The organism is Curtobacterium sp. APC 4022 (assembly GCF_030407555.1).
In the GTDB taxonomy this organism is placed as follows: domain Bacteria; phylum Actinomycetota; class Actinomycetes; order Actinomycetales; family Microbacteriaceae; genus Curtobacterium.
Window position 1 is genome coordinate 1 of record NZ_JASDDD010000009.1, and the last position, 24,791, is coordinate 24,791.

Genomic DNA, 24,791 nt, shown 5'->3' on the forward strand with positions numbered 1-24,791 from the left:
GGTCGGGTGGTCGGCTGCGGTCCGACGCAGCCGACTGCGGTCTGCCGGGAGGCCCGTCCCGGCCGAGCCGGTCTGGTCACGCCACCCGGTGACTTCGTCCGCCATGCGGTCGGGTCCCTGGACCGCGCACCCGTGACGGGATCGACGCGACCTTCGCGCGCGATCGAGCACGCGGACGTCAGGCGGTCGTCTTCGGGCCGAGGGCCTTCTCGATCTTCATGATCGTCCGCCGCATCGCGTACTCGTCGTGGTTCTGCTGCTCATCGAGCATCCAGAGGTGCACCGTGGCGGGGCCGGCCTCTCTCGGGGTGAGGGAGACGGCGATGCCCCACCGGAAGGCGACACCTCGCGGAGTCGGTTCGTCGAACACGTCGAAGCCGGTGGCCTCCTGCCGCGTGGCGATCGGGATCGCTGGCCCGCTGCCCTCGTCCGGCCGGGCCGTGATGCCGTTCCGGTCGAAGCCGAGGTCGCACGGGAAGAACACCCGGAGCGCCGGACGCCACGCATCGAGCTCGTCGTAGGTCGTGTCCGTGGGGTGTGCGTTCACGAAGAACGTGCCCGGGCTCATGTCGCTCTTGCGCTGGAGTCGCTCCCGTCGTCGGCGGTTCGTCACCGTGATGACGAGACCGGCCGCGAACCCGACCGTGACGAGGCCGCCGAGCCGGAGCACCTGGAACAGCACCTCCATGTCCCCGGTGCCGACGAGAAGCGCCAGGACGATCGTCGCCACGCCGAAGAGGGCGGTGAGCGTGGCGAGCAGGATCGTCGACGGTCGCATCCCGCGACGATGCCAGACGGCCGTCGTGTCCGCCTCGGGTCAGCGGAGTACCAGAGCTGCGCAGCCGACGGCGAGACAACCGCACAGGACAGCCCCGATCAGGTCCATCTGCCACCCGCCCGCCGTCAGCAGCAGACCGCCGACCAACGCAGCGACGAACGCCAGGACCCCGACCACCATCGATGCCCGGCGCACCGGATGTGCCGCGAGGTGCAGATCGGCTCGGTTCCTGACGAGCACGCCGACACGGGCGACGATGGCTGCAACGGCGACTCCCACCGGGATCGCGAGCGCCGAGACGGTGACCAGCAGGTCCCAACTGAAGGAGCGGGACCGGAACAGGCCGAGGCTGTACATCCCGACCGCGGAGACTGCGCCACCGAGGACGACCACGGCGGAAAGCACAGCTCGGTGCTGAAGACCTGATCCCGCGGGCGACTCCGGTTCCGGTGCGTCCCCTGTGGCGACGGCTCCAGCGAAGCGCCTCCCGGCCTCGGGGTCTCCGTCTGATCGCCGCGGTCGAGGAGCGTCTGGAGGCTCGCTGCGGCCCGGAGACGTCACTCGTTGGCCTCGTCCACGAGTGTCTTCAGGACGCCGCGATCGACCGGACCCAGGATCCGCGCGCTGACGCGGCCCTGCTTGTCCAGCACGATGGTCGACGGCGTGGCGTTGGGCGCGTTCTCCCCCGCGAAGGCCAGCTGCACGGCGGCGTCCTCATCGATCAGCGTCGTGTAGGACACGTCGTGACTCTGGATGAACGCGCGGGCCGTCCCCGCCGAGTCACGGACGTCGACCCCGAGGAAGGTCGCGCGCGCACCCTGCTGGTGGCTCACGGCTTCGAGGTCAGCAGCCTCGAGTCGGCAGGGCGCGCAGGCGGCGAACCAGAAGTTGACGACGACGGCGTGGCCTCGGTGCTCGTCGGCCCGGACGACGTGCCCGTCGAGGTCCCGCGCCGAGAAGTCGACGGCCGGCCCGCGGTCCGCTGCCCGGAACTCGGTGACTGCGCCGTTGCCGGAGATGTAGTTCTTCGTGTCGCCGTTCCGGTACTGGCCACTGAGCCCGTCGTGCTCTCCGGTGCACCCCGCGACGCTCATCGCGATGACCACGAGCAAGGCGAGCACCGGTCCACGACGAGTCCCCATGGCAGCAACCTAGTGCGCACCGCCCGCCTGCGCTCGTGATGCCCATCACGCCCTCGCTTCGACACCGCTGCCGCCGTAGGCTGCCGCTGACCGCACGTCGGGCGACGGAGGGAGTCGACCATGCCACGAGTACTCGGCGCGATCGGACACCTCGTGCTCGTGACGCTGCGGACACTCGGCGGGGTGATCGGTGCCGTCTTCTCTGGTGGAGTCGTGCCGCCGCAGCACCCGGGTCGGCCCGCGCCGAAGCGGCGCGACGAGTACCGGCCGTGACCTCGTCGGCGGACGGGGACGCCGACTGTCCGAGCGGTAGCACCTGAGGGCAGGTCTCCGCGACCGGGGTGGCACGACAGACCCCAGCGAGGCGCTTCTGCCTCCGCCCCGTCTGTTGCCCTGGCGTCAGCGGATCAGGCCACGCCGCCGCCAGCCGTTCCCCTCGAGCACGGACCGGAGCGGCGCCTTGAGTTCCTCCTGCCGGAACCGGTGCGGCGGGGTTGCGCTTCCGGTGCGACGTTTCCGTTCCGCCCGACGGGCCAGCGCAACGATGATGGTCAGCAGGTTCACGTTGTAGTTCCGGCTGTACCCGCGGTAGGCGCGGAACGCTCCGTTGTTGTACCCCGCGTCGCGTTCCGAGCAGCGGAACGTCCCCCGCGACGGGTCGAGTGTGACGACGTACCGGAAGTTCGGTGACGCCCCTCCGTCCCCCAGCACCTCGGCGAGCGCCGGGTCGTCGAAGGCCCAGCGGCCGGTGATCGTCGTCCCGTCGATCTCGAAGACGTACGGGGCTCCCGGGGCGTTGAGCGCGGCGACTCGAGGCATCAGCTCGTGGACGGGTAGTACGGACATGGTTCCCCCTCGCGGGCCACCGATCATCGGCTGCCCGCGACAAGAGTGGGGCGGATGATGCCCGGCGCGCAACATCTGCACCAGACCGGAGCTACCCTCTGAGCCGTCACCGCAACGTTCGGAAGCAGCCATGACCCACTCCTCCACGGTCCCACTCGGTCCGGCGTCACACCACTTCGTCGAGCAGTACCCGGATCTCGTGTACGCGCAGTTCCGCGACGGACAGCTCCTGCCCGGCGGTCAGCAGCTGCACTTCGACTTCCTGAAGCCCCGGTCGTCGACACCGACGCCCCTGGTGGTGTTCATCAAGGGCGGCGGGTTCCGCAACGTGCACCGCACTCGGTACCTCCCTGCCCTGGTCCCGCTCGCCGAACGCGGCATCGCGGTCGCCAGCGTCGAGTACCGAACCAGCAACCTCGCACGGTTCCCGGCACCGGTCGACGACGTTCGAGGAGCACTCCGCTACCTCCGGAGCCATGCGGCCCAGTTCAACCTCGACCCGACCGCGGTCGCGCTCTGGGGCAACTCGGCCGGCGCGACCATCGCCACCATCACGGGCGCGTCCGCGCCGGACGAGGCGGAACCCGTCCGCGCAGTGGCCAGCTGGTACGGCATCCACGACCCGCTCCGGTCACCCGGGTTTCGAGAACCGGGCTCTCCACTCCTGACGGCGCTCGGCCCCGTGGACCAGTGGTTCACCCCGTCCGATCACATCCGCCCGGACTCCCCGCCCACGTTCCTGCTCCACGGGACGGCGGACACGACCGTCCCGGTCGAGCAGAGCATCTCCCTGGCGGAGACCCTCACCGAGCTGGGCGTCCCGCACGAGCTGATGCTCGTCGAGGGCGGCCACCACGACTTCTCGGAGATGTGCACCCGCACGGACGCGCTCCGTCGGACGTACGACTTCCTGCAGCAACACCTCCGGTAGAACCGTCTCGAGAGTCGGTCCCTCGGCGGCTACCGTGACTGTGCCAGCAGCCGTTCCGACACCTCCCACAGCCGATCTGCCGCGGCAGGATCCAGTGCGTGCGGGAGGACCCCGTGGACGCCTCCCTGGATCGTGGCCACGACCTCCGCCGGGTGGCAGTCCTCGTAGTAACCGGGAGTCCCGACCCCCAGCTCAGCCCGGGTCGCGACGTAGACGCTGGTCGCCGCACCTTGCTCGACGGTCTTGGTGGGGTACCGCCGCTGCATGTCCGCGAGCACGGCCGGGTCCCAGTGACGTTGCAGGTTGGTCCAGATGCCGCCGGGCATGACCGCTGATCCTGCGATCCCGTCGTCTTCCCACCGCCGGGTCGCCTCCAGGGCGAAGAGCACGTTGGCCGTCTTCGACTGCCCGTAGGCGAGCCCCGGGTCGTAGGGGTCGCTGTCGAAGAACAGGTCGTCGAATCGGATCCCAGAGGATGCGTGCCCACTGGAACTCAGCGACACGATCCTGGCGCCGCCCGCCGAGCGCATCGCTGCGTGCAGACCTCGTGCGAGCGCGAAGTGGCCGAGGTGGTTGACAGCGAAGTGCATCTCCCACCCATCCGGAGTGCGCTGCTCGGGCAGGTCCATGACGCCGGCGTTGTTCACCAACAGGTGGAGCGGCCCCGACCACGAGTCGGCGAAGGACCGGATGGATCCGACGTCTGCCAGGTCGACGAACGCCGCATGGACGGCATCGTTCCCGGTGCTCGCACGGATGTCCGCCGCGACACGGTTCCCCGTCGTGACATCGCGGACAGCGAGGGTGACAGCTGCGCCCGCGGCAGCCAGGGCACGGGCCGTTTCGACACCGATACCCGATCCCGCACCGGTGACGACCGCGGTCCTGTTGCGGAGGTCGATTCCGTCGACGACCTCGAGGGCGGTCGACTCGGCACCGAACGGTCCTCGCAGATCCGACATCAGCCGAGCCGCGTGGAGGCGATTCCACCGTCGACGTCGATGGTCGAGCCGTGGAGGAACGAGGCCTCGTCCGAGACAGCGAACCGGACGGAGTAGGCGACATCGACAGGACGGACCGGGCGACCGGCGACGGTCACGGCAGTCATCGCCGCCAGGACGTCCTCACTCGCAGCGTTGCCTGGAGTGCTCGTGGCTCCGGGCGCCACCGTGTTCACGTGCACCCCTCGCGGCCCGTACTCGGCTGCCCATGTGCGCGTCATCTGCTCGAGCGCCGCCTTCGACGCGGTGTACACGGCACCGAAGGGCAGGCCGACTCGGGCCATCCACGATCCGATGTTGACGATCGATCCGCGGCCGCGCTCCGCCATGGCCGGCGCGAGGGCCGCCACGAGCACGTGCGGGGCACGGATGTTGATGCTGAGGACCGCGTCGAGGTCGTCCTCGGCGAGATCGGCGGTCGCGGTCGCCGGGTAGATCCCGGCGTTGTTCACCAGGATGTCGATCTGGCCGCCGGCGAGAGCGGCGGCTTCAGCGGCGAACCGGCGGACGTCGGAGGCCGATGTGCCGAGATCAGCGACGAGCGGTGAGGCCTTGCCGCCCGCACGTTCGATCGTCGTGACGACAGCCTGCGTGCGCTCGGCATCGCGACCGTTGACGATGACGTGGGCACCGGAGGCGGCGAGCACGCGGGCGATCGCTTCCCCGATACCGCTGCTCGAGCCGGTGACGAGGGCGGTCTGACCGGAGAGTCGGTCATCGGATTGGAGAGAGGTGAGTTCTTCTTCGTTGGACTGCATGGTCCAGTCCTACCATGGACTGGACTCCTTGGTCCAGCGAGGTACGCTGAACCCATGCACGGGGCGAACATGACGGAACGCGGTCGAGCCACTCGCCAGCGCATCATCGAGGCGACCGGTCGCGAGATCCTCGCTTCCGGCATCGGCGGCACCACTCTCGACACCGTTCGTGCGGCGACGCTCACGAGCAAGAGCCAGCTCTTCCATTACTTCCCCGGCGGCAAGGCCGAACTCGTCCGTGAAGTCGCCATCTGGGAGGGCGGCGAGCTCCTCGCCGCGCAGAAGCCGTACATCGACGACCTCTCGAGCTGGGAGTCGTGGCACGCCTGGCGCGACGCCCTGGTCGACTACTACATCGGTCTCGGCCGGTGGGCCTGCCCGATCGGTTCGATGGCGACGCAGGCAGCCATGACGGATCCCGAACTGGCTCAGGTCATCACCGACAGCATGACGAGCTGGCGGCTGTCGCTCGCCTCGGGGGTCGCCAAGATGCAGAGCGCCGGCGAGGTCGAATCCGATGCCGACCCGCAACGGATCGCCGTTGCCATCCTCGCCGCCCTCCAAGGGGGGCTCATCCTGAGCCAGCCGGAGAAGTCGTCCTGGCCCCTCGAAGCCGCCATCGATGCCGCGCTCGACGTCCTGCACAAGGTCGCCCACACGAGCTGACCCCGTCACCACTCCGACAGCACAGCTCCTGCGTCAGGTTCCACCCGTCTCACCACCCGTTTCACCACCCGCCGCACCACCCTGGGATGGTGGAGCGAGGCGCAGCCAGAGACAAACATCGAAGGATGGAAAGAACACAGATCGTCGAGATCGTCGTCGCCATCGCCCTCATGGCTTTCTCCGTCTACAAGCAGACCCAGCGGAGCGAGGTGAAGAGGGGAATGGGCGTGTTCCTGATCGCGATCGTCTACGCAGCCATCGGAGCCGTGACGGGCGGTCTTGCAGTGCCGACCGGAGCCGCCGCGTGGCTGCTCCTGGGGTCCGGTGCCGTCCTCAGCTTGATCGTGGGCCTGGCGCGTGGATACCTCACCCGTGTCTGGATCGACGCGGACGGGCATCGGATGAGCCAGGGCACCGTCGTGACTGTCGGGTTGTTCATCGCATTGGTCGCATCGAAGGTGGGCCTCACCGTCTTCGCCGGGTACCACGGCTACCAGAGCGCGTCCGGCTTCGGCCAGGTGCTCGTCGTCGTCGCTGTGATGATCGCCGTGCAGGAGTACATCGTGCGCCGGCGCGCGTTCACCCTCCAGCCAGCGTCTGTGCCTGCCACGGTCTGACCCTCCGAGAGAGCGCGACTCCATCCTTCGGAGACGTTCTCCGCGTGGATGCTGCGCGCGGTCTGCACTACCGGGCGAGCTCGTCCTCCACGAGCCCCGGCCTGGCGAGGGTGATCGCCGGGACGATGGCGAGCAGGGCGATCGCGATCAGGAACAGCAGTGGCAGGGTCCACGTACCCGAGACGTCGTGGAGGAGGCCGACGAGCAGCGGGCCGAGGGCACCGAGCGCGTACGCGATGCCCTGGGCGAAGCCACTGAGTGCGACGGTGCCGGCCGCGGTGCCGGTGCGGGCGTTGATGAGGACGAGGCAGACCGGGAAGAGGATCGATCCCAGGCCGACGAGCAGCACCCAGAGCAGCGTCAGCGGTGTGGGCACGACGAGCAGGCCGAGGTAGCCGAGCACGAAGCTGACGACGCCGACCGCGATCAGCCAGCCGACGTTGCGGAACCGTGCGACGAGGAGCGGTGCGAGGAGCGCGCCGGGCACGCTGACGAGGCCGGTGACAGCGAGCAGCACCCCACCCTCGGTCGGCGTCGTGCCCGCGAGGTCCCCGAGCATGTCAGGCAGCCACGCGAAGCTGGCGTAGGTCAGGATCGTGCTGGTCGAGAACGCCAGGGTGATCGACAGGGCCACACGAGACCGCCACAAGCCGATGACGACCGATGGGGACGCGACGTCAACGGTGACCGGGTCCGCCGCCCGCTGGCGTCGTTCTCGCATGATGACGACGACCCACGGGACGAGCGCGCCGATCGAGGTCAGGGACCAGATGCCGAGTGAGAACCGCCAGCCGGACTGCTCCGCCAAGGGGGCTGCGAGGGCAGCGGGTACGGCCGTGCTCACGCCGACGACGCAGGCGTACACCGCGGTCAGCAGCGCAACCCGGTCCGGGAAGTACCGACGGACGATCGAGGGCAGGAGTACGTTCCCGATCCCCGTGCCGGCGAACGCGATGACACTGCCGATGATCAGGACCGCGATCCCCGGAGCGAACGCTCGAAGGAGGTGACCAGCGGTGATGAGCAGCGATGCAAGGACGATGCCGCGGTCGAGACCGAGTCCTCGGGCGATCCGCGGCGCGATGAACCCGGAGGCCGCGAAGAGGAGGGGCGGCAGGGTCCCGAGCCAACCGCTCAGCCAGATGGATCGCCGAACTCAGGCCTCCAGAGACTCTCGAACCTCACCCGCTCAGTGTGCTCAGCTCCCCCTCCGATCCCTGGACGATCGCGGACGCGGCGGCGACGAGCTGCGCGTTGGACACCGCCCGTGAACCATCTTCGAGCAGGAAAATGTCTTGAAGGGTGACGGCGGCCTGGAGGGACGGTGCCACCTGGCACCGGGCCTCCCGTCCGTCAGCGGCTGCGTTCCGAAGCCGCAACGGACAGCTCCACGCAGCCCGCTCGGTCACCGGATGCCGCCTCCGGCGGCGCCGTGACGCTCAGAGCCATCCGTTCTCCTGCGCGATGCCCGCAGCCTCGATGCGGGATCGCGCCCCGACCTTCGCGATCGCTGAGGACAGGTAGTTCCGCACCGTACCCGGCGCGAGGAACAGACCGTCGGCCACTTCCTTCAGTGGAGCGCCGTCCTTCGCCGCCCGGAGTGCCTCCCGCTCACGATCCGTCAGCGGGTTCGGCGGCGACATGAGTGCGGCAAGGGCGAGGGCGCTGTCGACCACCCGCTCCCCTGCCCGCACCTTGTGGATGGCATCGACGACCTCGTCCACGTCGGAGTCCTTCACGAGGAAACCGCTCACGTGGGCGGCGAGCGACTGCGTCAACAGGCCCGGCCGCGCGAACGTGGTCAGCATGACGACCTTGCACGTCGGCTGGTCACGGTGGATCTGCGCAGCCACGTCGAGACCGGAGCGGCGGGGCATCTCGACATCGAGAAGCGCCACGTCCGGCCGCTGCTCGACCACGAGCTGCCACGCCTCGTCGCCGTCGTGTCCCACTCCCACGACGTCGATGCAGGGATCCATGGCGAGCAACGACGCGAGTGCATCGGCGATCAGCGTCTGGTCGTCGGCGATGACGACCCTGATTGGCGTGCTGGTCTCAGCGGACATGGTCTGCGGCTTCCTCCGTCGTCAGTGGGATGCGAACCGTGAGCGTGAACGAGTCGTCGGACGGTTCCACCATGAGCGTTCCACCGATCCGCTCCACCCGGGTACGCATCCCGGCGATGCCGGCTCCGCCGCCAGGGACGTCCAACGAGCTTCCTGGCCGGACACCGTCGTTGACCAGGACGAACTCGACCGCACCGACGGCGGCCTTGTGCTCGCGGATCACGATGTTCGCCGACCGAGCGGAACTGTGCCGGAGGACGTTCGTCGCACCTTCACGCAGCACCCAGCCGAGGGCATCTGCGATCGGAGCATGCTCGCGGAGCACCGCCATCGCCTCGGGTTGCAGATGCAGTTGCACGCCCACGTTCGCCGCCCGCAACGTCGACGGGACCGATTCGAGCATGGTGAACACGTCGAAGGACCGATAGTCGGCGATGGTGCGTCGTACGTCCCCCGAGGCCTCGCGCACCGAGGACTCGATGGATCTCAGCGACTGGAGGAGATCAGGGATGCGATCGTCCTCGATCCCAGCGGCTTGCGCGCGGACGAGCCGGACCTGGACGAGCACCGCCATGAGCGAGTGGCCGATCGAATCGTGCAGATCACGTGCGATGCGGCTGCGCTCGGAGAGCACCGCCAGCGCCCGGAGCTCTTCCTGCTGGCGTCGCACGAGGTCGGTCAGGTCGAGGAACTCCACGAGCGCGATCATCCCAAGTCCGATGACGACCGGGATCACGAGATCGAGCAGCTTGCCACCCATCGCGCCCTCGCGGAGGACGCCCAGGAAGGAGATGCCACCGGCCGTGCCGATCACGATGAGCGCCGGTCGCCGGGAGAGCACCCACGCGGCCGCAGTCGTCGCGAACACTGCGACGACGCCCCAACCGGGTCCGAGCAGGGCGTCGATGACGATGGCCGCCACAGTGAGGGTCCCCACACCCGACCACCGCTGGACTCGGTTGAGCGAGGTCCGGAGCACGAGCACCGCCCACAGTGCGCCCATGGCGACGATCGTGATGACTTCGACGACGACGCCTCCGGTCGGACCAGAGGTGACGAACGTCAGGGGGATCAGCAGCCAGGGCAGGCCGAAGAGCACGACGCGCCGCGCGATGCGGTCGCGTCGTGCTCCCCCGGTCGGAGTGTGGTGGCGGTCGGTCCCGTCAGATGCTCCTGGATCGCTAGACCTGCGTGAACCGGCCGTCTCAGGACTCACCGCGTCGCCACCGCAGAACGCCGGTACGCGAGCAGGGCCGGCACGATGAAGGCGACCGCCCAGGCGCAGAACACGAGCACGGCCTCGACGATGTGCCCAGGCGTACCCGACACCAGGCCCGACCCGGTGTGCGCGATCTGGTACGACGGCGTCAGTTCGGTCACGGCCCCGAGCCAGTCGGGCATGGACTCTCGTGGCATCCACAGACCGCCCACGATGGCGAAGAACATCAGGCCGATCATGCTCGCGGCGTACGCGGTCTCTCCGGTCGTGATGAGACCGATGACCGTTCCGAGCGCAGCGAACGCCACCGACCCGAGGATGACGATCCCGAGCGCGGCGAGCAACAGCAGCGCGTTCACACGGACACCGTTGATGAGGACGCCCGAGGCGAAGACCGCGAGGACGGCGGGCACTCCGACGCCGATGGCTGCGAGGATCTTGCCGCCGACGATGTCGATCGGGCGCAGCGGCGTGAGCGTGAGGTACGAGAACCATCCGCTGCTGCGTTCCTGCGCCAGACGGTTCCCGGCTGTGGAGAGGCACGCCGACACGGTCGCGAACGCTGCCATGTCCATCATGTAGGTAGTGGCGAAGGTCTGCAGCTCGGCAGCCGAGTAGCGCGCCGCGTCGAGCTGGACGAAGGCGACGTTGATGAGCACCGGGAAGAGCAGCGTCATCACGAGGAACCGCGGGTTGCGCAGGGTCCGCAGCAGTTCGAACCGGGTGTACGAGAGCATCAGCGGATTCCGTTCTCCGTGGCGGCGAGCGCGCTTGCGTCGTCGTCGATGAGCGCGAGGTAGGCGCTGTCGAGCGATGCCTCCGTGACCGAGATGTCGACAGCCGACGGTACCGATCCGATGAGTTCCCGCAGCGTCCGATCGGGATGATCGGTGTGCAGGATCTGCACGTCCTCACCGGGTTCGAAGTCGAGGACGGCAGAGAGGTGCTCGAGGAAGTCCAGGTCGGGTTCACCTGACCAGCGGAACCGTACCGTCGGCGTACCCGCTCGGCGTCGGAGGTCATCAGGGGTCTCATCTGCGAGGATCCGACCGTTGCCCACCACGATGACCCGGTCAGCGGCAGCGTCCACCTCAGCCATGTGGTGGGTGGTGAAGAACACAGTTGCACCACGTTCGACCGCGGCGGCGCGGACGGTGGCCCAGAAGCTGTGCCGAGTCGCGACGTCCATCTCGTTGGTCGGCTCGTCGAGCACCAGCAGTCGCGACCGCCCGATGAGCGTGAGCGCGAACCGGACCCGCTGCCGCTCGCCGCCGGAGAGCTTCTCGACCCGACGCCGCGCCAACGATCGGAGGCCGGCGGCGGCGAGCGCTTCGTCCACCGACATGGGGTTCCGGTACTGGCGACCGATGAAGGCGACGAGGTCCCGCACGGTGACGAACTCCGCGATGCCCGACGACTGCAGCATCGTACCGATGTCCCCGTGCCGCAGGGCTTCCCGTGGAGCGCGGTCAAAGATGCGAACCGCGCCGGAGTCGGGGACGTTCAGCCCGATCAACAGGCTGACCAGCGTCGATTTCCCCGCCCCGTTGGGACCGAGAAGAGCAACGACCGTGCCGGGTTCGACGGTGAACGACACGTCGCGAAGTGCAGGCTCAGTTGCCTGGGGGTACCGGAACCCGACCCCGTCGACGGTGACCGCCGGGGTGCTCCCGACGGTTCGGGACGCGCCCGACGGCTCGGTCGCACGGTCGTCCGTCGGTGCAGGCCGAGCGCTCTTCGTGGATCGCATGATGCCTCTTCTCCCTCCGGCTCGACCGTGTCGGCCGCCGCTCATCCGATCGGGAGCGGTGCGGCGGTCTTCGAACCGTAGGGCAAGCGTAGGAATCCGCCGCAGGCCGCCCCAGTGCCGGATGTCGCCGACTCGATGTGACTGTTGTCACGAGGTCGTCGCGCGAACACGTCGGTCGAACCTGCACGACCCAGAACAACGAAGAGAGGCCCGCAGCCATCCGGCTGCGGGCCTCTCTTCGTCGTCGGGTGTGTCAGAACACCCTTCGGTGGGCTGTCTTAACAACCTCTAGATCCTTGAGGTCGCGCGGCGGACGGAGGGGTCGGACGAGGCCATATCCTCTGACCACCCCGACCGTATCCTCTGGCACGGGCAGCGTGCCCGAGAACCCCTCTCTGACCGGGTACTTTGCGGAGCAGTGTGGAAGGCGCCATGCTGCCGTGACGTCGATCCGGACGCACCGAAGGAGCCTAAACCGTGAGCGATCGCGCCCGCTCCGCATCAGTCGGAGTCTTCGAACCGCACCAGCCGGTCGCTCGTCGTCGCCTAACCACTGTCTGCGCAATACGCGCAGCACCGTGACCCACGCCATCGATGCGATCCCGGCCCCCATGATCATTGACGAGATGTCGGGACTGCTGAGGGGTCTGCTGCACGCATAGGTGACATCTGATCTGGCTTGCCCGGGACGTTGGGCCTGGAGGACGCGATCGTGCCCAACCCCCATCGGAGGAGTTCCGCGATGACGTCGTGCGTGTCGCGGAGAACCGCGAACCCAGCGTGTCGATCAAGCGCATCGCTGGCGACTTCGGAGTCCACCGAATGACCCTCGCGAAGTGGCTCGCCCACTCGCGCGCCGAGAAGACAGCCGTTGACACCGGTGCGCCGCTGCTGGTGGTCGAGATGCTGAGATCCGCGAGTTGCGTCAGTGCAACCGTCTCCTCGAGCAGGAAGTCGAGGTGCCGCGTCGTGCGGCGGCGTATCTGTCGCAAGCGCACCTGCCGGGAATCAGGGCGGACGTCCCGCTACATGAACATCAACAGGCTCACGCCGCCTTGCCTTCGTTCAGCTTCTTAAGTTCCTGAAGCTCGGCCCAGTGTTGTTCGAGTCCGGCGAGAGTGGGGCTGACACCCTGAGTGATGAGGGCTTGGGAGTGGGCGTCGATGTACCGACAGGCTTCCTCGAAGATCCCGCTGACCTTTGGGATGATCTCGCCGAGCTTGTCGACGTTGATGTTGCCGAGCGTCGTCATCTGAACGTTGGCCTGATATCGGCGGGTGACGCCCTTGAGTAGCTCGTCCTCCGTGAAGACCTCGCACCAGGAACGAAGATGGCTGTAGCCGGTGTGGACCAGTGCATCCCGGGCTTCGCCGTCTAACTGCTTGGCGGCTTGGATGGCGCTGTTGAGCCGCCCCTTGATCGCACTCAAGGAGTCGATGCGCGGTCCTGTGGCGCGGGACACCTTGCCCTTACCGCTCTCGTCAGTGATCTGGAAGTAGGCGCACCGCTTGGACTTCTCAAACAGGGCGAGGAGCGTCGTGGTGAACAGGATGTCGTGGGTAAAGACGATGACTTGGTTGTCGTCGGCCAGGCGGGCGATGCGCTGGGCAACTTCCCTGATCCGACGGTGGTCAAGGCTGGATACCGGGTCGTCGAAGATCACAGGCGCCGTGATGCCTGCGAGGCGAGCCTCGGCGAGGAAATCTGCGAGCGCTAGGACTTTCTGTTCGCCCTCGGACAGCACCTTGGACGGCTTGTGCTTACCGCTCAGCACCTTGCGGCGCTGCGCCTTGCCCTCTCGCCCGACGAACTGAACCTTGAGGGACGGGGTACGGAGGGCTTCGCACTCCTCGAGGAACAGCGCATCAAAGCTCTGGTTAATCAGCTTGTCGCTGGCGGTCTTGGCGAGCGCGGTCACGGAGCGGCCGAGGCCAGGCAGCGGGCGCTTGAGCGTCTTGAGGCGATCGGCCTCCTTGGCGCTTTTGACCTGTGTCTCGATCACCGCCCAGGACTTACCCAACTCGATGGCGTCCTTGAGTTCGAGCAGCTCTGCTTGCTTCTCAGCCAGCGCCTCGGTTCGGCCCTTCTGCAAGGCTTCCAGGTCCGTGATGCTGTTGCCCACGGTGGTCAGCGCAGTGTCGACCTCGGCGCGAGGCTCGGCCACAAGATCGGCGATTTCGATGCTAGCTGGTTGGCTGGCGGCCACTGCCGTGGTGGCGGTGCTTCGTGCGTCTTCGATCGCTTCAACCTGAGTGAAGTAGGTTGGGCGCTCGCTTGGATCGGCGTCCTTGTATTGCTGGATGAACGACGCCATCTCGTTGCCTTGGAGCGCGGCAGCTTGTTGCCTGTAGCCATCGAGCGTGGTGTCGGTGATACGGATGTCGGCGGAGATTTTGTCCTCAAGGTACGTCGAGTAGCGAGTGAGCAGATCACGCGCGGGATCGAGCAGAGGCTGGCGGCAATAGAGGCAGCGGTCTGGATCATGCGCCTCAACCTCGACAAGATGCTGGCGGTACGTCTCGCCGGCCTCGACGAAGTCGTCCCAGGTGTTGTCGGGCTCAGCAGGCAGGTCCGCGGCGGCGAAAAGCTCGCGGCGGAAGGTCTCGAAATCGGTCGTGAGCTGCGCGCGCCTTGCCAGTGCGTCGTTGTACTTGGCCTGTTCGAAGCCCAGCAGAGCTTCGGCCGTGGTCGCTGCCTCTGACAGAACTCGCTGCTCGCTCTTGAGACCGCTTATCTGGGCACCCATGGTGTTGGCGCGCAGAGCCGCAACGCCCTGGGTCAGAGCATCGAGCTCTTGATCGACGTCATCCCCGCTCTTGGCCTTGGCCTTGAGGTCGGCAAGCTCAGTGGAAGCACCGAGGGTCTCGATCAGCGGATAGATGGCCGAACCGCGTTGGAATCTGGAGAGCAATGCCGAGCCGCTCGAACCAAGCTCAGAGATCGCCGCATCAATTTGAGCTGCTACTGCCTGGATCGCAGTCGTGACGTCGTTGAACAGGGCCAGCGAGGCCGGGGTGTAGACGTAGTCAAGGTCCTCGTCGACGTGAGTACGCACGGCGGGGCTGTCGAAGATTGACATGCGTGTGAACGGCGACACCCCCAGTTCGCCCGTCCAGATCAGAGTCTGAGCGTCGTCACCGAGCCTGAACTCAAGTTTGGCGGACTGTGCTTCCGAGGTGTCGGCATCGATGTTGCCGAGGATCGTGTCGGCGGTACGGCTGTTGGCCAGAGCCTTGAAGATGCGGGAGTAGCCCGTCTTACCGGTTCCGTTCTCCCCGTAGAGGATCGTCAGGCCCTCGTGGGGCTCGATCACTACACCCGCCACCAGCGCGTTGACACCACGTACCTCGGAGAGCCGGGTCAGCGACAGGGGTGGTGCCGACTCGTCCTGGCGAGCCTCGATGTTGAGCAGTGGAACGGCTGGAAGCTCCCGCTTGTCGAGCGCCTTCTCCTGTCGGAACAGCAGGTAGGCCTTGTCGACCACGGAGGTTTCGACCGGGCGTCCGGTGGCGATCACTTCGGCTACAAGCAGGCGCACCCACTCGTCGTTGGCGTTCGCCCACTCGGCGAGTTGTGCCCGCGGGTCAATGAGCTCGGCTGGCTCAGCCGACTCTGCGACTTCGGCTTCAGTCGGTGTAGTCATCAGGCGCAGCCCTCCCGCGGCGCATCAGCAGTGATCGGTCTTGACGGCCCGCGCCGATGGTGTCCCTCATGACCTGCTCGCGATCTCCTCTGCGCCGCAGCGGGCGCTCATCCGTTGTCCCAACGCTAACCATGTGGTCCGACACGGTCGACGATGCCGCGCCCAATGCGGTTGCACACCAGACTCCAAACCACGATCAGGTGCGCCTCGGCGGCGACGCTGTCGCTCAGTGGCCGGCGGCGACGTCCTCGAATGGATCGCGCTGGCTGGAGATCTCACTGAAGGCAGGTCGAGCCGGCGCCGCCAATCCCGAGCTCTCAGCGGGCAGCTCGTCTTCGTCCTCGTCGCTGAACGCACGGTTGTTGATGTGTTCTTCTGCGCGGTCGCAAAGTGCGAGAACGTCCGGACTCTCGGGGAAGGCGCTTCGAATGGCGGCGACGTAGTCGCGTGGAGTTTGGTAAAGCTGTTCCTTGGTCAAGTCGCTGATGATCGAGTCAACATGAGTGTCGATGCGCTGCTCCAGCTCTGGCAGCACGTCTTCTTCAACTCGCCTGTGCAGGTCTGCGCGTTCTTGTGCGGTGAGGAGACCGGCGAGGGATGGGTCTGCCCAAGCCGGGTCCAGGTCGTTGATGCTGTAGTCGACGATGCGCTCGACCGCTTTGCGGCGCACCTCTTCGGGCAAGGCCGCCGCTTCATTCAATCGGCTTAGGACAGCGGGCTCCCACATTGCGTCCACCATCATCCCGAACTCGGCCATGCCGGGTAGCGCGTCCTGGTGCGCATCCGCCCACATGCGCAGGAATTCGTCGGAACACCGTGTTTGTAGGAACCACGCTCGGGGGCCTCTCGACCACTCCCGCCGTTCGGGGACAGGGATGCGCGGGACAATCAGCCGATACATGGGGGGTGGAACTTGAACCAGCGTCCCCCGCTGGTTCGGGCCGCCGCAGTCGAGTTGGGAAACGAGCTCATCGACCGTCATGCCTTCGAGATAGACCGACAGCGTGGAGATGTCACGGGCAACGGAGGCAGCGAAGCCTTCTCTGATCGTCGGGTGGTGGAGGCGCCAGACAGTGTTTCCGTCCGCTCTCACGTTTTGGGACAGGAAGGTGCCTTCAATGGCCGAGAAGGCGCGGGCTGTCTCGGCGACCGTTGCGCCCAGAGCCGTCACCGCTCCTATCAGCCGTTCGTCTGGCGCGAATGGCGCTAGGAGGTCTCCGCCCGAGAGGTAGACCGCTGCGAGTGCTGCGCGCTGCGCTGGGTCGAGGCCGTCGAGCACGTCGACCAGAAACTCATTCGGATGCTCGAAGTATGACACCAGCGCGGCCTCGCCCTTCAGCCCGGAGGCGGGTACGAAGTCCTGCAAGGACAGACGTCGCGCCACCTCCGGCTGGAATCGAGTTGCGGCCGCGATCGCGCGCAGGTGTGGTCGCCACTCGTCCAATACCCCGGCCGCCTGATCGCCTGCCTTCAAGTGGTTGTAGAGCATCTGCTCCTTCTCGGAGAGGCTCAGGGCAGTGATGTCGATGACAACCTGATGCTCTTTCAGCCGGGGGAAGGCGTACTCCTTCATCCTCGGACGCGCTTCACGGTAGATGTAGTCGCGGCTCGTCATCAGCACGCGAGCGCCGTGATCGACTGCCGCCATGACCTCGGGCATCCGTCGTACCCAGGCGTCGGTTAGGTGCGGTTCGTGTCGGATGCTGCCGAAAGCGTCGTCGACCCAGAACATCTGCCGGGGGTCGTCGGGGTTCCAGTGTGCGAGGAGCTCATCAGGGCCATCGACGCGCATCACATCGCACTGCCAGTTGTCGAGCGCAGTCATGCAGAGCATCGCTGCGATGGTCGACTTCCCGCTGGCAGGTTCGCCAAGCAGCAATACGAACCCGTGCTCGGTGATGGCGTCACTTGCGCCTCGGTACGCGCCGGTAGGGACGAAGGTTTCCAGTTCTCGGGTCAAGCTTGTGAGAAGTGCGCGAGCTTGGCGCATCCTGCGCTCGTCCAGGATGCCCGTGAGGTCGCCGAGCCCATAGACACGCGGTACGTACCGACGCAGGTTCCAGTTTATCTCGATCTGCGTGCAGATCCAGCCGCCGGGAAGAATCGCCGCAACCTTGGGGCCACGCTCGCGCACTTCCTCCGCAAACCAAGCCTGTGTCCGGCCGGTGACGCGCAGGTTAGTCAACACCATGTAGCCGTCGCAGAGCCCACGAGCGTGCAACGCTTCGATCTTGGCGAGTTCGTCTTCAAGGTCTCCCGGCGACAGCGTCCCTGACGGCTCGACGCTGAACTTGCATTGCACGACGACGGGCATCGCGGTCGTGACAAAGTCTTCGAGTTCCGTGACCGCGTGGTCTCCAGGCGCCGCCCACAGGCCATGAAAGGCCCCATCTTGACCGGCGTCGTTCGTGTCTGCGAACGCGGTGAAGGTCTGCCCCAGGGTCTCCTGGAGAACGACAGCGCAGAGGTCTTGGAAGGCTCGCCAGCCGAGCTTGTGGAGTTCGTAGTCAGGCCCGGGCATCGAGGCTGATCTAACCAGAGTCGCAGCACCCGCGAGGGGACGTTCACGACGACACGCGGTGCTAGGTGAGCCCGGGAAGCGGAGTTGGAAGGGCCATCACGACTCGCAGAAGACTCTCGACGCTGTCATGCAGATCCGCATCCGACAGCACGTTATTAGGGTTCTCCGGGTGATGGATCATGTTGCGGACCGCGGTGGGAAGGGTCGTCACCTCTGGGGTCAATGTGCCGTCCGGGTTGACCTTCACGTACGGCGTCGCCTTGGGCAATCCGTAGCCTGTGAGCCAGGAGTCGAACCCCTTCACGGTCGGTTTGGCGGCGTGGTCTTGCAGGCGCCCGTAGAACATGGTGTGGCCGATGATCAACGCTTGCCGGTCGATGTCGGTCAGGTCATCGACGGATACCCAGCCGCTCTCGACCAAGTCTTGATGGTGCCATCGGAGCGCGAGCGGGCCGTTTGCTGGGCGGTCGGCGAGCGTTCGGAGGGTGATTGCGAAGTCGAGGCTTGCGATGAATTCTTCGAGCCCTGCCTCATTCGTATCCCAAGCCGAGAGCAGGCTCCTCACGTAAACGCGGAAGTCCCAGATGATCGGCGCCAGGTCCGCTGGGGTGAGCGTGCCGAAGTCGATGCTGGTGAGAGCAGCACGGAAGTCCTCGAAGGTGAGCTGGAGGTCCGCTGTCCGATTCCATCGGCTCACCGCGGCGTCGAACTTGGTCTCCGTCTCTTGAAGGGAGTAACCGAGGTGGCGGAGTCGAAAGCCGGCCTCGTTCAGGGTGGTCTGGAAGCCGGGCTTCGTTTCAACCTCGTCGTTCGCGTATCGATACGTGATGTCGGTGAGACTCCCCGGCGGGAATAGCCAATGATGGTTCTTCCAGTAGCGGTTTTTGCCATAGTCGATGTCGACGCCGTTGAGCGACAACGTGATCTCTGTGCCCACGAACAAATCCTCGCATTTTCCGTCGATCCCCTACCCAGTTCGCGCCGCTACCGAACCCAGCGAGCTCGACGGGCCCGTATACCTCGTCGACAACGATGGTGAGTGCGTCGATGTCGAGCCGCATCGGTCGGTTCGCGCTCTCGGGACTGTTGCAGGTTCAGTTGACTCCTGACCTGAGTATCCTGTCCGCTGCTGGAGCGATGTCGATCCGCCGTCGTCAATGCGATGGGTCTTGTCGACAGGAGTGCTTGGCGTCCACGGCCCGGTTCCGGCGGCGCCGCTCCCGTCTGCCCATGCGTCGTTACAGCAAGGCTTTCTCCCGTGCGATCACCGCCGCGGCGAGCTGCGCCGCGAACGCCGATGAGGCAGGATCCTTGTGCGCGTCGGCAGCCAGCGCTGCCGGCAGCCACTCCGGCCCCTTCTTGACGCCGAGACTTGGCGCGAACCCCTCTAGTTCGCCGACGGGGACTAAGACGACGCCCTCCGACGCGAGCGCCGTCACGAGCCGGTCCGCTGCCTGACGGTCGGCGCGGAAGCCGTTCATGCCGTATCGCTTCACGTCCGCCCACGGGTCGTCGGCTGCCAAAGCGCGTGTGACCGCCCGACGCGTGGCGCCGGTGTAAGCCGCGTCGGGTGCTTCGCCGAGAACACCGTCCACAGCAAGCTGCACATCGCCCTTCGTCACCGGCTTTCGAGCTTGTCGGAACTCGGCTGTGGCTTTTTCGTAGTCCTTATCGATGTCGGTGGTCCACGTTGCACCCATCGCTTCGACAAGCGTCTTGAGAGTGCTTTTTTCCTTCAACGCATCGATGTCCAACGCGGCGAGTACCGGTACCCTCGCGGCGTGAAGGATCGAGGCGATCTCCGTCGCCCCGCCCTTGCCGTGCGCCGATACGAATAGGACGTCGTTCGGCAGCAACCCGTCGGGTAGCGGAGCGGCTTCATCGAGCGCTGCCGCGTAGAACAGGCAGTCGCGTTCGTTCTCGGCGATGACGACGGCCCGGTGGAAGAGCCCGTCGAGGATGTTGCTATGCCGAAGCAGTGGACTCGTCCACGCTTTCGCGAGTTCCGCGGGGTCGACGCGGTGCGCGGTGGTCGTGTCCCCGCTCCTGTCGAGCCGGATGACAGTTCGATCGGCACCCTGCAAGGACAGGACACCGGCGACGAAGTTTCGGTCGTGTGTGGCGACGATGAGCTGGCTGCGCCGTTCGGCAGTGATCTCCGCGACGATGCGACCGAGCTTGAATGCCTGCGGCGGATGCAGGAATGCCTCCGGCTCATCGACGAATGAGATTTGATTCCGACCAGCGATGAGTGGGACCAGCAGTCCAAGTGTTGAACCGACACCGTCACCTTGCGACTCCACCGGCGGCAGCTTGGCCATGTTTTCCCGGTACGGTGTGAGATCCTCGAAATTGGGTATCACCGTGGTTTCGCCGTATCGGAGGATGACGTTGCCGCTCAACCAGTCGAGAGTGACTCCGGTACCGAAGATGTCCTTCGTATACGTGTTGAGGGAGCGCATCAGCTCCGTCTCTTCCTCGAAGTAGTGCAGGTCGAGGTTCGGCGGGTCGCTGATGTTTGAGCGGCGCGGGACCGCACGGATCGCTTCGAAACGGGTTCGGGCGTTCGGCATCAATGCAAGCGAGGCGCCGAAGTTCGAAAGGTGCGCCCTCGGCGTGAACGTGTAGGCGAGGTTGACTTCTTGCGGAGTCACGTTGACGCTGCCGCGGACGTAGCCGGTATCGCTGGCGTATGCATCCGCGGCAAACCAGGCGTGCGCGTCCGCCTGCGTGCCGCCCAGGAGCAGCTCCTGCGAGGTCAACAGGTACGGCTGCGGCAGCACCGTCGCGCCCCACCCAGCGACCAAAGACGCATGCATCTGGCGCAGCAGCGTTGACTTGCCCGCATTGTTTCCCCCAACCACGACTGTGACACCGGTCGTGGAGATCGGGACCGATGTACCGCCTCGGACGCTGACCGACCCGATACGGAGCGAGAACAGATCCGCATTCCCGCCCCGCAGTTCGGGCTCGAGCGCAAATCGTTGTTCGTAGTCGTTTACGGCCACAGCCCCTCCTCAGTGGAATCTGCTGTGCAGGATAGCGCCTCGGAACTCCGGCCAGGACCCGTGCACCATGGGGACGTCGCACCCGCCAGAACGTCGTAAAGATCTCAAGCCCTTTGCTCACGGCGCTGCCGGGCAGGAGTCAGTACGTCGGGTGCCGCTCGGTGATGCGCAGCCAGTCGTCGAAGTCCGGGATCGATATCCGCTGCGCGGAGCGTTCACTCCAGTCGTTCTCCCACTCGCGGATCCGCGAGAGGCACAGAGCGAGGTAGTCGGCGGCGTTGCTCGACCACCGGGCGCTGTAGTCGATCGTGTCACTGAGGACGTCGTCCCCGGTATCGAGAAAAATGAGCCCGTTGCCGAGCGCTTCACCGAGGCAAGCGCGCGTCGACCGCTTGAGGTGTCGCCATTGACGTGGGAGCCGGACTTTCACCGCGTCCAGGCTGCGGTACGCGATCGGGATGTGCTCGACCCAGAACGAGGTGTCGCGACGGTCGCGCAGGCGATGCAGCTGCTCGACCATCGGCACCATCCACGCGAGGAGTTCAGCTGCCGCCGCGCGACGGCGCTGACGTTCGTCGTCTCGCCGCCGCTGGGTGCTCCCGACAGCGCCGTTGATGAGGGGGCCGAGGGTTCCGCCGATGATGTCGGTCACGAACGCAATCTGCACGGCACCTCCGACATTTGGCCCGGACAGTACGTAGGGCTTGTTGCGGCGGGCAGCTGGTGGACGGCGGCTGCCAGCTGGCAGCAGCGAAGCGATGGATAGGTGGGAACACAACGAACCCCTCCCGGTTCGGGAGGGGTTCGTCGTGTTCAGTCTGGGTCGACTACAAGGCGTTGGTTCGGAGCTGGCACCCGGTGATCCGGTGGTTCGCGCCGGAACGCAGGGGGTTCGCGCTGAGGGACTGCTTGGCCTCGTGCTGGCGCAGGCTGACCTGGTCGGGCCGCGTGACGTGGGTAGCGTCGAACGTAACGGCGAGGTCGCGGGGCAGAGCAGGCGCGTACATAGCGCCGTCTCGCTGGAGTACGGGCAGCGTTGCTGCAGCGGCGCGCTTCGGGCGTCGGGCGACGTTGTCGGCGCGGCGCCACTCGGTGAGGGTGGTCAGGATCTGCTGGCTGCTCCGCGAGCGGGCAGCTGCGTCGTGATTCTGGTTCGGCTTGCGGGAGTCCTGGGCGGCGTTCTCCGGCTTGGGGCTGCTGCTGATGGGGGTCTTGGCGTTGTCGTTGATCATGGTGGTTCCTTTGTGATCGATCTGGTGTGTGAGGGGGGCAACTAGCGGCGGGCGCCGGCGGGCGTCTTGTTGTTTCGGGCCATGGACGGGTCTCGGGGCAAGTCGAGGGCGAGGTTTCCCATTTCAACGCTGGGTCCCGGGAACCGGGAGTAGAGCGTTGACCCGGTCAAGTTGCGACGCCGTCCGGTGGACTGAGCGGCGTCGGGCTCGCGGAACGTTGCGAGGTCTTCCCAAGCGGTGGTTCCCCAGCGTCGGACGGCGAGCTGCAGCGAAGGGCCGGTGAGGAGCCCGGCGCGGAGCGCTGCGAGCGTTCGACGCTTCTCTGCTCGCTCCTTCGCGTCGCTGGTGGCGTGCCAGTGCTGATCCTGGAGAGCGTCCACGGTCACGTCGAGCTCGCGAACGGTCTCCAGTTCGTCGGCTTCGAGTGTGGCGAGCGCGGCGGCAATGTGGGCGTCCCAGATCTCGTACACCGGTTCGAGATACGTCAGGCCCCTCCCGAATGGGTGAGCTTTGACCGCGGTCGGGAACGGGCGGTAGGTCCGGACGAAGGTGAAGAGGTGCCGGAGGGTTCCGGTGTACCCCGTCGCGGCGCGGTACTGCTTGCGGGCGTCGGGCTGCTCGTGAAGCTCGATGTACTTGTCGATGAGGTTCCGCGGAACCGAGTCGGCGTACGCGTCGAGGGGGCGCAGCTCGCGGAGGGTGTGACGGTGGGCTCGGCGGTTGGTGCAAGCGGTGATGACGGTCATGGTCCTCTTCCTTCTGATTTGAGGCTGATGTGTGTCGTGCCGTGATGGTGGGCGAGCACGACTGCTGTCCCGCACTGGCGACCTCTCAACATGGATCTACTGCGGTGCGCGGATGGCAGTCGTGCTCGCCCGTTCCGTTGGGCTTGGTGTCTCTATGCCGGCGGGTTTCGGCCGGCTGGGAGTGAGTACGTTCTGGCGGGCGGCCGGGCGGGCACCTTCCCGCGTGCTGTCCGAGGACCGGGTAAGGGTGCGGTCTCGTCGTGACGTGTGCTGCAGTGTGGTGCTCGCCTGCCGTGTGGCTGGCTTCGAGGTCTCTATGCCGGCTCGTTCGGGCCAGCGGGGAGTTTTGCGTTTAGGCGTCTGCGGTGGCGTGTGCGTGGAAGGTGGTGAGGTCCGTCCAGGTGGTTCCCCACTGGTCCTCGGCGGCCCGGTACTGCTCACGGGTGGCGACGCCGGCGCGCAGGAGCGAAAGCAGCCGCCGTCCCGCCTCGACGATGTTCGGGTCGTCGCCCCAGTGCTGTCGGCGGAGCTCAGCGACACCGTTGAACCCAGCCAGCGCGGCGGCTGCGGCTTCGTCGCGGTCGTACTGGAGGAGGAAGTGCTGCTCGGCGCAGCGCTGGAAGTCCGCGTCGGTGCGGAGCTTGCGGATGGTGGCGATCTGGAACGCGAACACGTCCGGCTCGTCCAGGAACGGTTCGACGCGGTAGTGGGCCCGGAACTGCCGCTTGCCGCCCGGGCCGGCGAGGAGGTGGTCGTAGAGCTTGTCGATGCCGCGGCCGTTGAGGTCGAGCCAGTCGAGGACGATCTGCATCTCGCGGCGACGCTCGTGACGGTTGCGGTTCTGGTGGGAAGCCATGGTGTGGGCCCTTTCGTACGGGGGTGGTCGGCACCGGTTCGTGGTGCGCTCCCCCTCTGTGCGCGCTGCCGACGGCGAGCTGTGATCGCAGATCTGGGATCCCTGATCCACAGCGCTCACCCGAGGCGCTGATCAGGGCTTCCTCCTGTTCCGCGGTCAAGTGACAGACGAGCCGCAACCGATCCCCGCAACCGCAAGCGCGGCTGACGGCCTTTCGAGCCCGTCTTGGCGGTCGGCGGCGGCATAGAGGGAACTCCGTCATCGCAAGGAGTTCCTCTTGGACCACATCACTGCCACCCGTCTGGCCCGCTGCCACGCGTTCATCGCCGCTGCGGACGCTGAGCACGGCGGCCGCTACGACTACTCGCTGCTGCCCGACGAGTTCGTCAACGTCAAGACACGAGTGCGGATCATCTGCCCGGAGCACGGGGTCTTCCGGATGGCGCCGCAGGACCACAAGGCGAAAACGGTGAAGGGCCGAGTGATTTCTGGGCAGGGCTGCCACGACTGCTCCACGCGTCGCGGACCGGCCGCGCGCCGCTTGCAACTCTTCCTCGACCGAGCGCGCGAGGTTCACGGGTCCCGGTATGACTACCGGAACGTCGACTTCGTCGACCAGCGAACCAGCATCCGCATCCGCTGCTTCGAGCACGGGGCCTTCAGCGTCATGCCGAAGAACCACCTCGCTGGCGAGCAGTGTGGGAGGTGCGGGGCCAGGGCGCGAGCAGAGTCCCTCCGCCAAGTCGACAACGCCGGCCAGTTCGGTGACCCCCGCCGCATCGCCCTCGACAAGAAGCGCGCCGCTACCGAGCGACGGAACGAGAAAAAGCGTCTGAAGCGCGAGGCAGCAGCGTCGTTGCACGCTGTCTGACTTTTCCTGTTCCTGGCCTCGAGCGGCTCGAACCCCTGGCTCTCACGGTTGCTTCGTCCCTACGGTCGGGATCGTCCCCCCAACTCCAAAGCTGCTGCTGTTGGCAGCGAAGCGGCTGCCCCTGCTGAGTTCCGGAGTGG

Annotated in this window: 24 protein-coding genes; 5 read left to right on the forward strand and 19 right to left on the reverse strand. The window is 66.5% G+C overall.

What is annotated here, in order from left to right:
• Positions 1–178: 178 nt before the first annotated feature.
• The 3 genes from QL987_RS04730 to QL987_RS04740 form a co-directional block, all read right to left on the reverse strand.
• Positions 179–778: a hypothetical protein gene (locus QL987_RS04730; protein WP_253462388.1), complete on the reverse strand. Its 600-nt coding sequence runs from the start codon at positions 776–778 to the stop codon at positions 179–181.
• 39 nt (positions 779–817) lie between these two features.
• A complete protein-coding gene (locus tag QL987_RS04735) occupies positions 818–1,183 on the reverse strand; it encodes a hypothetical protein (protein WP_253462386.1) in 366 nt (121 codons plus the stop codon).
• A 152-nt stretch (positions 1,184–1,335) separates the two neighbouring features.
• A complete protein-coding gene (locus tag QL987_RS04740) occupies positions 1,336–1,920 on the reverse strand; it encodes a TlpA disulfide reductase family protein (protein WP_253462384.1) in 585 nt (194 codons plus the stop codon).
• 120 nt (positions 1,921–2,040) lie between these two features.
• Between QL987_RS04740 and QL987_RS04745 the strand changes: the two genes are divergently transcribed.
• The gene (locus tag QL987_RS04745) at positions 2,041–2,193 is read left to right on the forward strand and encodes a hypothetical protein (RefSeq protein ID WP_290156483.1); all 153 of its coding nucleotides are present in this window, start codon (positions 2,041–2,043) and stop codon (positions 2,191–2,193) included.
• A 126-nt stretch (positions 2,194–2,319) separates the two neighbouring features.
• Here QL987_RS04745 and QL987_RS04750 read toward each other — a convergent pair whose 3' ends face one another.
• On the reverse strand, positions 2,320–2,766 hold the full coding sequence (locus QL987_RS04750) for a hypothetical protein (RefSeq protein ID WP_290156484.1): 447 nt from the start codon (positions 2,764–2,766) through the stop codon (positions 2,320–2,322).
• A gap of 130 nt (positions 2,767–2,896) precedes the next feature.
• On the opposite strand from QL987_RS04750, the gene QL987_RS04755 reads away from it, so the two are divergent.
• The gene (locus QL987_RS04755) at positions 2,897–3,697 is read left to right on the forward strand and encodes an alpha/beta hydrolase (RefSeq protein ID WP_290156485.1); all 801 of its coding nucleotides are present in this window, start codon (positions 2,897–2,899) and stop codon (positions 3,695–3,697) included.
• Positions 3,698–3,726: 29 nt separating this feature from the next.
• On the opposite strand, the gene QL987_RS04760 is transcribed toward QL987_RS04755, so the two are convergent.
• Together QL987_RS04760 and QL987_RS04765 are read right to left on the reverse strand one after the other, a co-directional pair.
• Positions 3,727–4,659: an SDR family NAD(P)-dependent oxidoreductase gene (locus tag QL987_RS04760; RefSeq protein WP_290156486.1), complete on the reverse strand. Its 933-nt coding sequence runs from the start codon at positions 4,657–4,659 to the stop codon at positions 3,727–3,729.
• On the reverse strand, positions 4,659–5,456 hold the full coding sequence (locus QL987_RS04765; protein WP_290156487.1) for an SDR family oxidoreductase: 798 nt from the start codon (positions 5,454–5,456) through the stop codon (positions 4,659–4,661). Before QL987_RS04765 ends, QL987_RS04760 begins: the two co-directional genes overlap by 1 nt.
• A 54-nt stretch (positions 5,457–5,510) precedes the next feature.
• On the opposite strand from QL987_RS04765, the gene QL987_RS04770 reads away from it, so the two are divergent.
• Complete coding sequence (locus QL987_RS04770) at positions 5,511–6,122, forward strand: TetR/AcrR family transcriptional regulator (RefSeq protein WP_290156489.1); 612 nt, start codon at positions 5,511–5,513, stop codon at positions 6,120–6,122.
• A gap of 86 nt (positions 6,123–6,208) precedes the next feature.
• Entirely contained in the window at positions 6,209–6,739 is a 531-nt protein-coding gene (locus QL987_RS04775) for a hypothetical protein (RefSeq protein ID WP_290156490.1), read from the forward strand.
• A 67-nt stretch (positions 6,740–6,806) separates the two neighbouring features.
• Here the strand turns inward: QL987_RS04775 and QL987_RS04780 are convergent, their stop codons facing one another.
• The 13 genes from QL987_RS04780 to QL987_RS04840 form a co-directional block, all read right to left on the reverse strand.
• On the reverse strand, positions 6,807–7,883 hold the full coding sequence (locus QL987_RS04780) for an MFS transporter (RefSeq protein ID WP_356839798.1): 1,077 nt from the start codon (positions 7,881–7,883) through the stop codon (positions 6,807–6,809).
• A gap of 295 nt (positions 7,884–8,178) precedes the next feature.
• Positions 8,179–8,805 carry a response regulator transcription factor gene (locus QL987_RS04785; protein WP_290156491.1) on the reverse strand — a complete coding sequence of 209 codons (627 nt, stop codon included), beginning with the start codon at positions 8,803–8,805 and terminating at the stop codon, positions 8,179–8,181.
• Positions 8,795–9,904, reverse strand: a complete 1,110-nt coding sequence (locus tag QL987_RS04790) for a histidine kinase (RefSeq protein ID WP_290156492.1) — start codon at positions 9,902–9,904, stop codon at positions 8,795–8,797. The genes QL987_RS04785 and QL987_RS04790 overlap by 11 nt, the downstream gene beginning before the upstream one ends.
• Positions 9,905–10,017: 113 nt before the next feature.
• Positions 10,018–10,761, reverse strand: a complete 744-nt coding sequence (locus tag QL987_RS04795) for an ABC transporter permease (RefSeq protein WP_290156493.1) — start codon at positions 10,759–10,761, stop codon at positions 10,018–10,020.
• Positions 10,761–11,819 (reverse strand): ABC transporter ATP-binding protein, encoded by a 1,059-nt coding sequence (locus QL987_RS04800; protein ID WP_356839714.1) that lies wholly within the window; start codon positions 11,817–11,819, stop codon positions 10,761–10,763. Before QL987_RS04800 ends, QL987_RS04795 begins: the two co-directional genes overlap by 1 nt.
• Positions 11,820–12,819: 1,000 nt before the next feature.
• Positions 12,820–15,417, reverse strand: coding sequence for an AAA family ATPase (locus tag QL987_RS04805; RefSeq protein ID WP_290156495.1), 2,598 nt, complete (start codon positions 15,415–15,417; stop codon positions 12,820–12,822).
• Positions 15,418–15,643: 226 nt separating this feature from the next.
• Complete coding sequence (locus QL987_RS04810; protein WP_290156496.1) at positions 15,644–17,938, reverse strand: hypothetical protein; 2,295 nt, start codon at positions 17,936–17,938, stop codon at positions 15,644–15,646.
• A gap of 61 nt (positions 17,939–17,999) precedes the next feature.
• Complete coding sequence (locus tag QL987_RS04815) at positions 18,000–18,875, reverse strand: HEPN/Toprim-associated domain-containing protein (protein ID WP_290156498.1); 876 nt, start codon at positions 18,873–18,875, stop codon at positions 18,000–18,002.
• A gap of 301 nt (positions 18,876–19,176) precedes the next feature.
• Positions 19,177–20,946 carry an AAA family ATPase gene (locus QL987_RS04820; protein WP_290156499.1) on the reverse strand — a complete coding sequence of 590 codons (1,770 nt, stop codon included), beginning with the start codon at positions 20,944–20,946 and terminating at the stop codon, positions 19,177–19,179.
• 139 nt (positions 20,947–21,085) lie between these two features.
• A complete protein-coding gene (locus tag QL987_RS04825) occupies positions 21,086–21,598 on the reverse strand; it encodes a hypothetical protein (protein WP_290156500.1) in 513 nt (170 codons plus the stop codon).
• Between the two features lie 175 nt (positions 21,599–21,773).
• On the reverse strand, positions 21,774–22,178 hold the full coding sequence (locus QL987_RS04830) for a hypothetical protein (protein ID WP_290156502.1): 405 nt from the start codon (positions 22,176–22,178) through the stop codon (positions 21,774–21,776).
• A 41-nt stretch (positions 22,179–22,219) separates the two neighbouring features.
• Positions 22,220–22,924, reverse strand: a complete 705-nt coding sequence (locus tag QL987_RS04835; RefSeq protein ID WP_290156504.1) for a hypothetical protein — start codon at positions 22,922–22,924, stop codon at positions 22,220–22,222.
• 352 nt (positions 22,925–23,276) lie between these two features.
• Positions 23,277–23,780, reverse strand: a complete 504-nt coding sequence (locus tag QL987_RS04840) for a hypothetical protein (RefSeq protein ID WP_290156506.1) — start codon at positions 23,778–23,780, stop codon at positions 23,277–23,279.
• 277 nt (positions 23,781–24,057) lie between these two features.
• On the opposite strand from QL987_RS04840, the gene QL987_RS04845 reads away from it, so the two are divergent.
• A complete protein-coding gene (locus tag QL987_RS04845) occupies positions 24,058–24,651 on the forward strand; it encodes a hypothetical protein (RefSeq protein WP_290156507.1) in 594 nt (197 codons plus the stop codon).
• Positions 24,652–24,791: the final 140 nt, after the last annotated feature.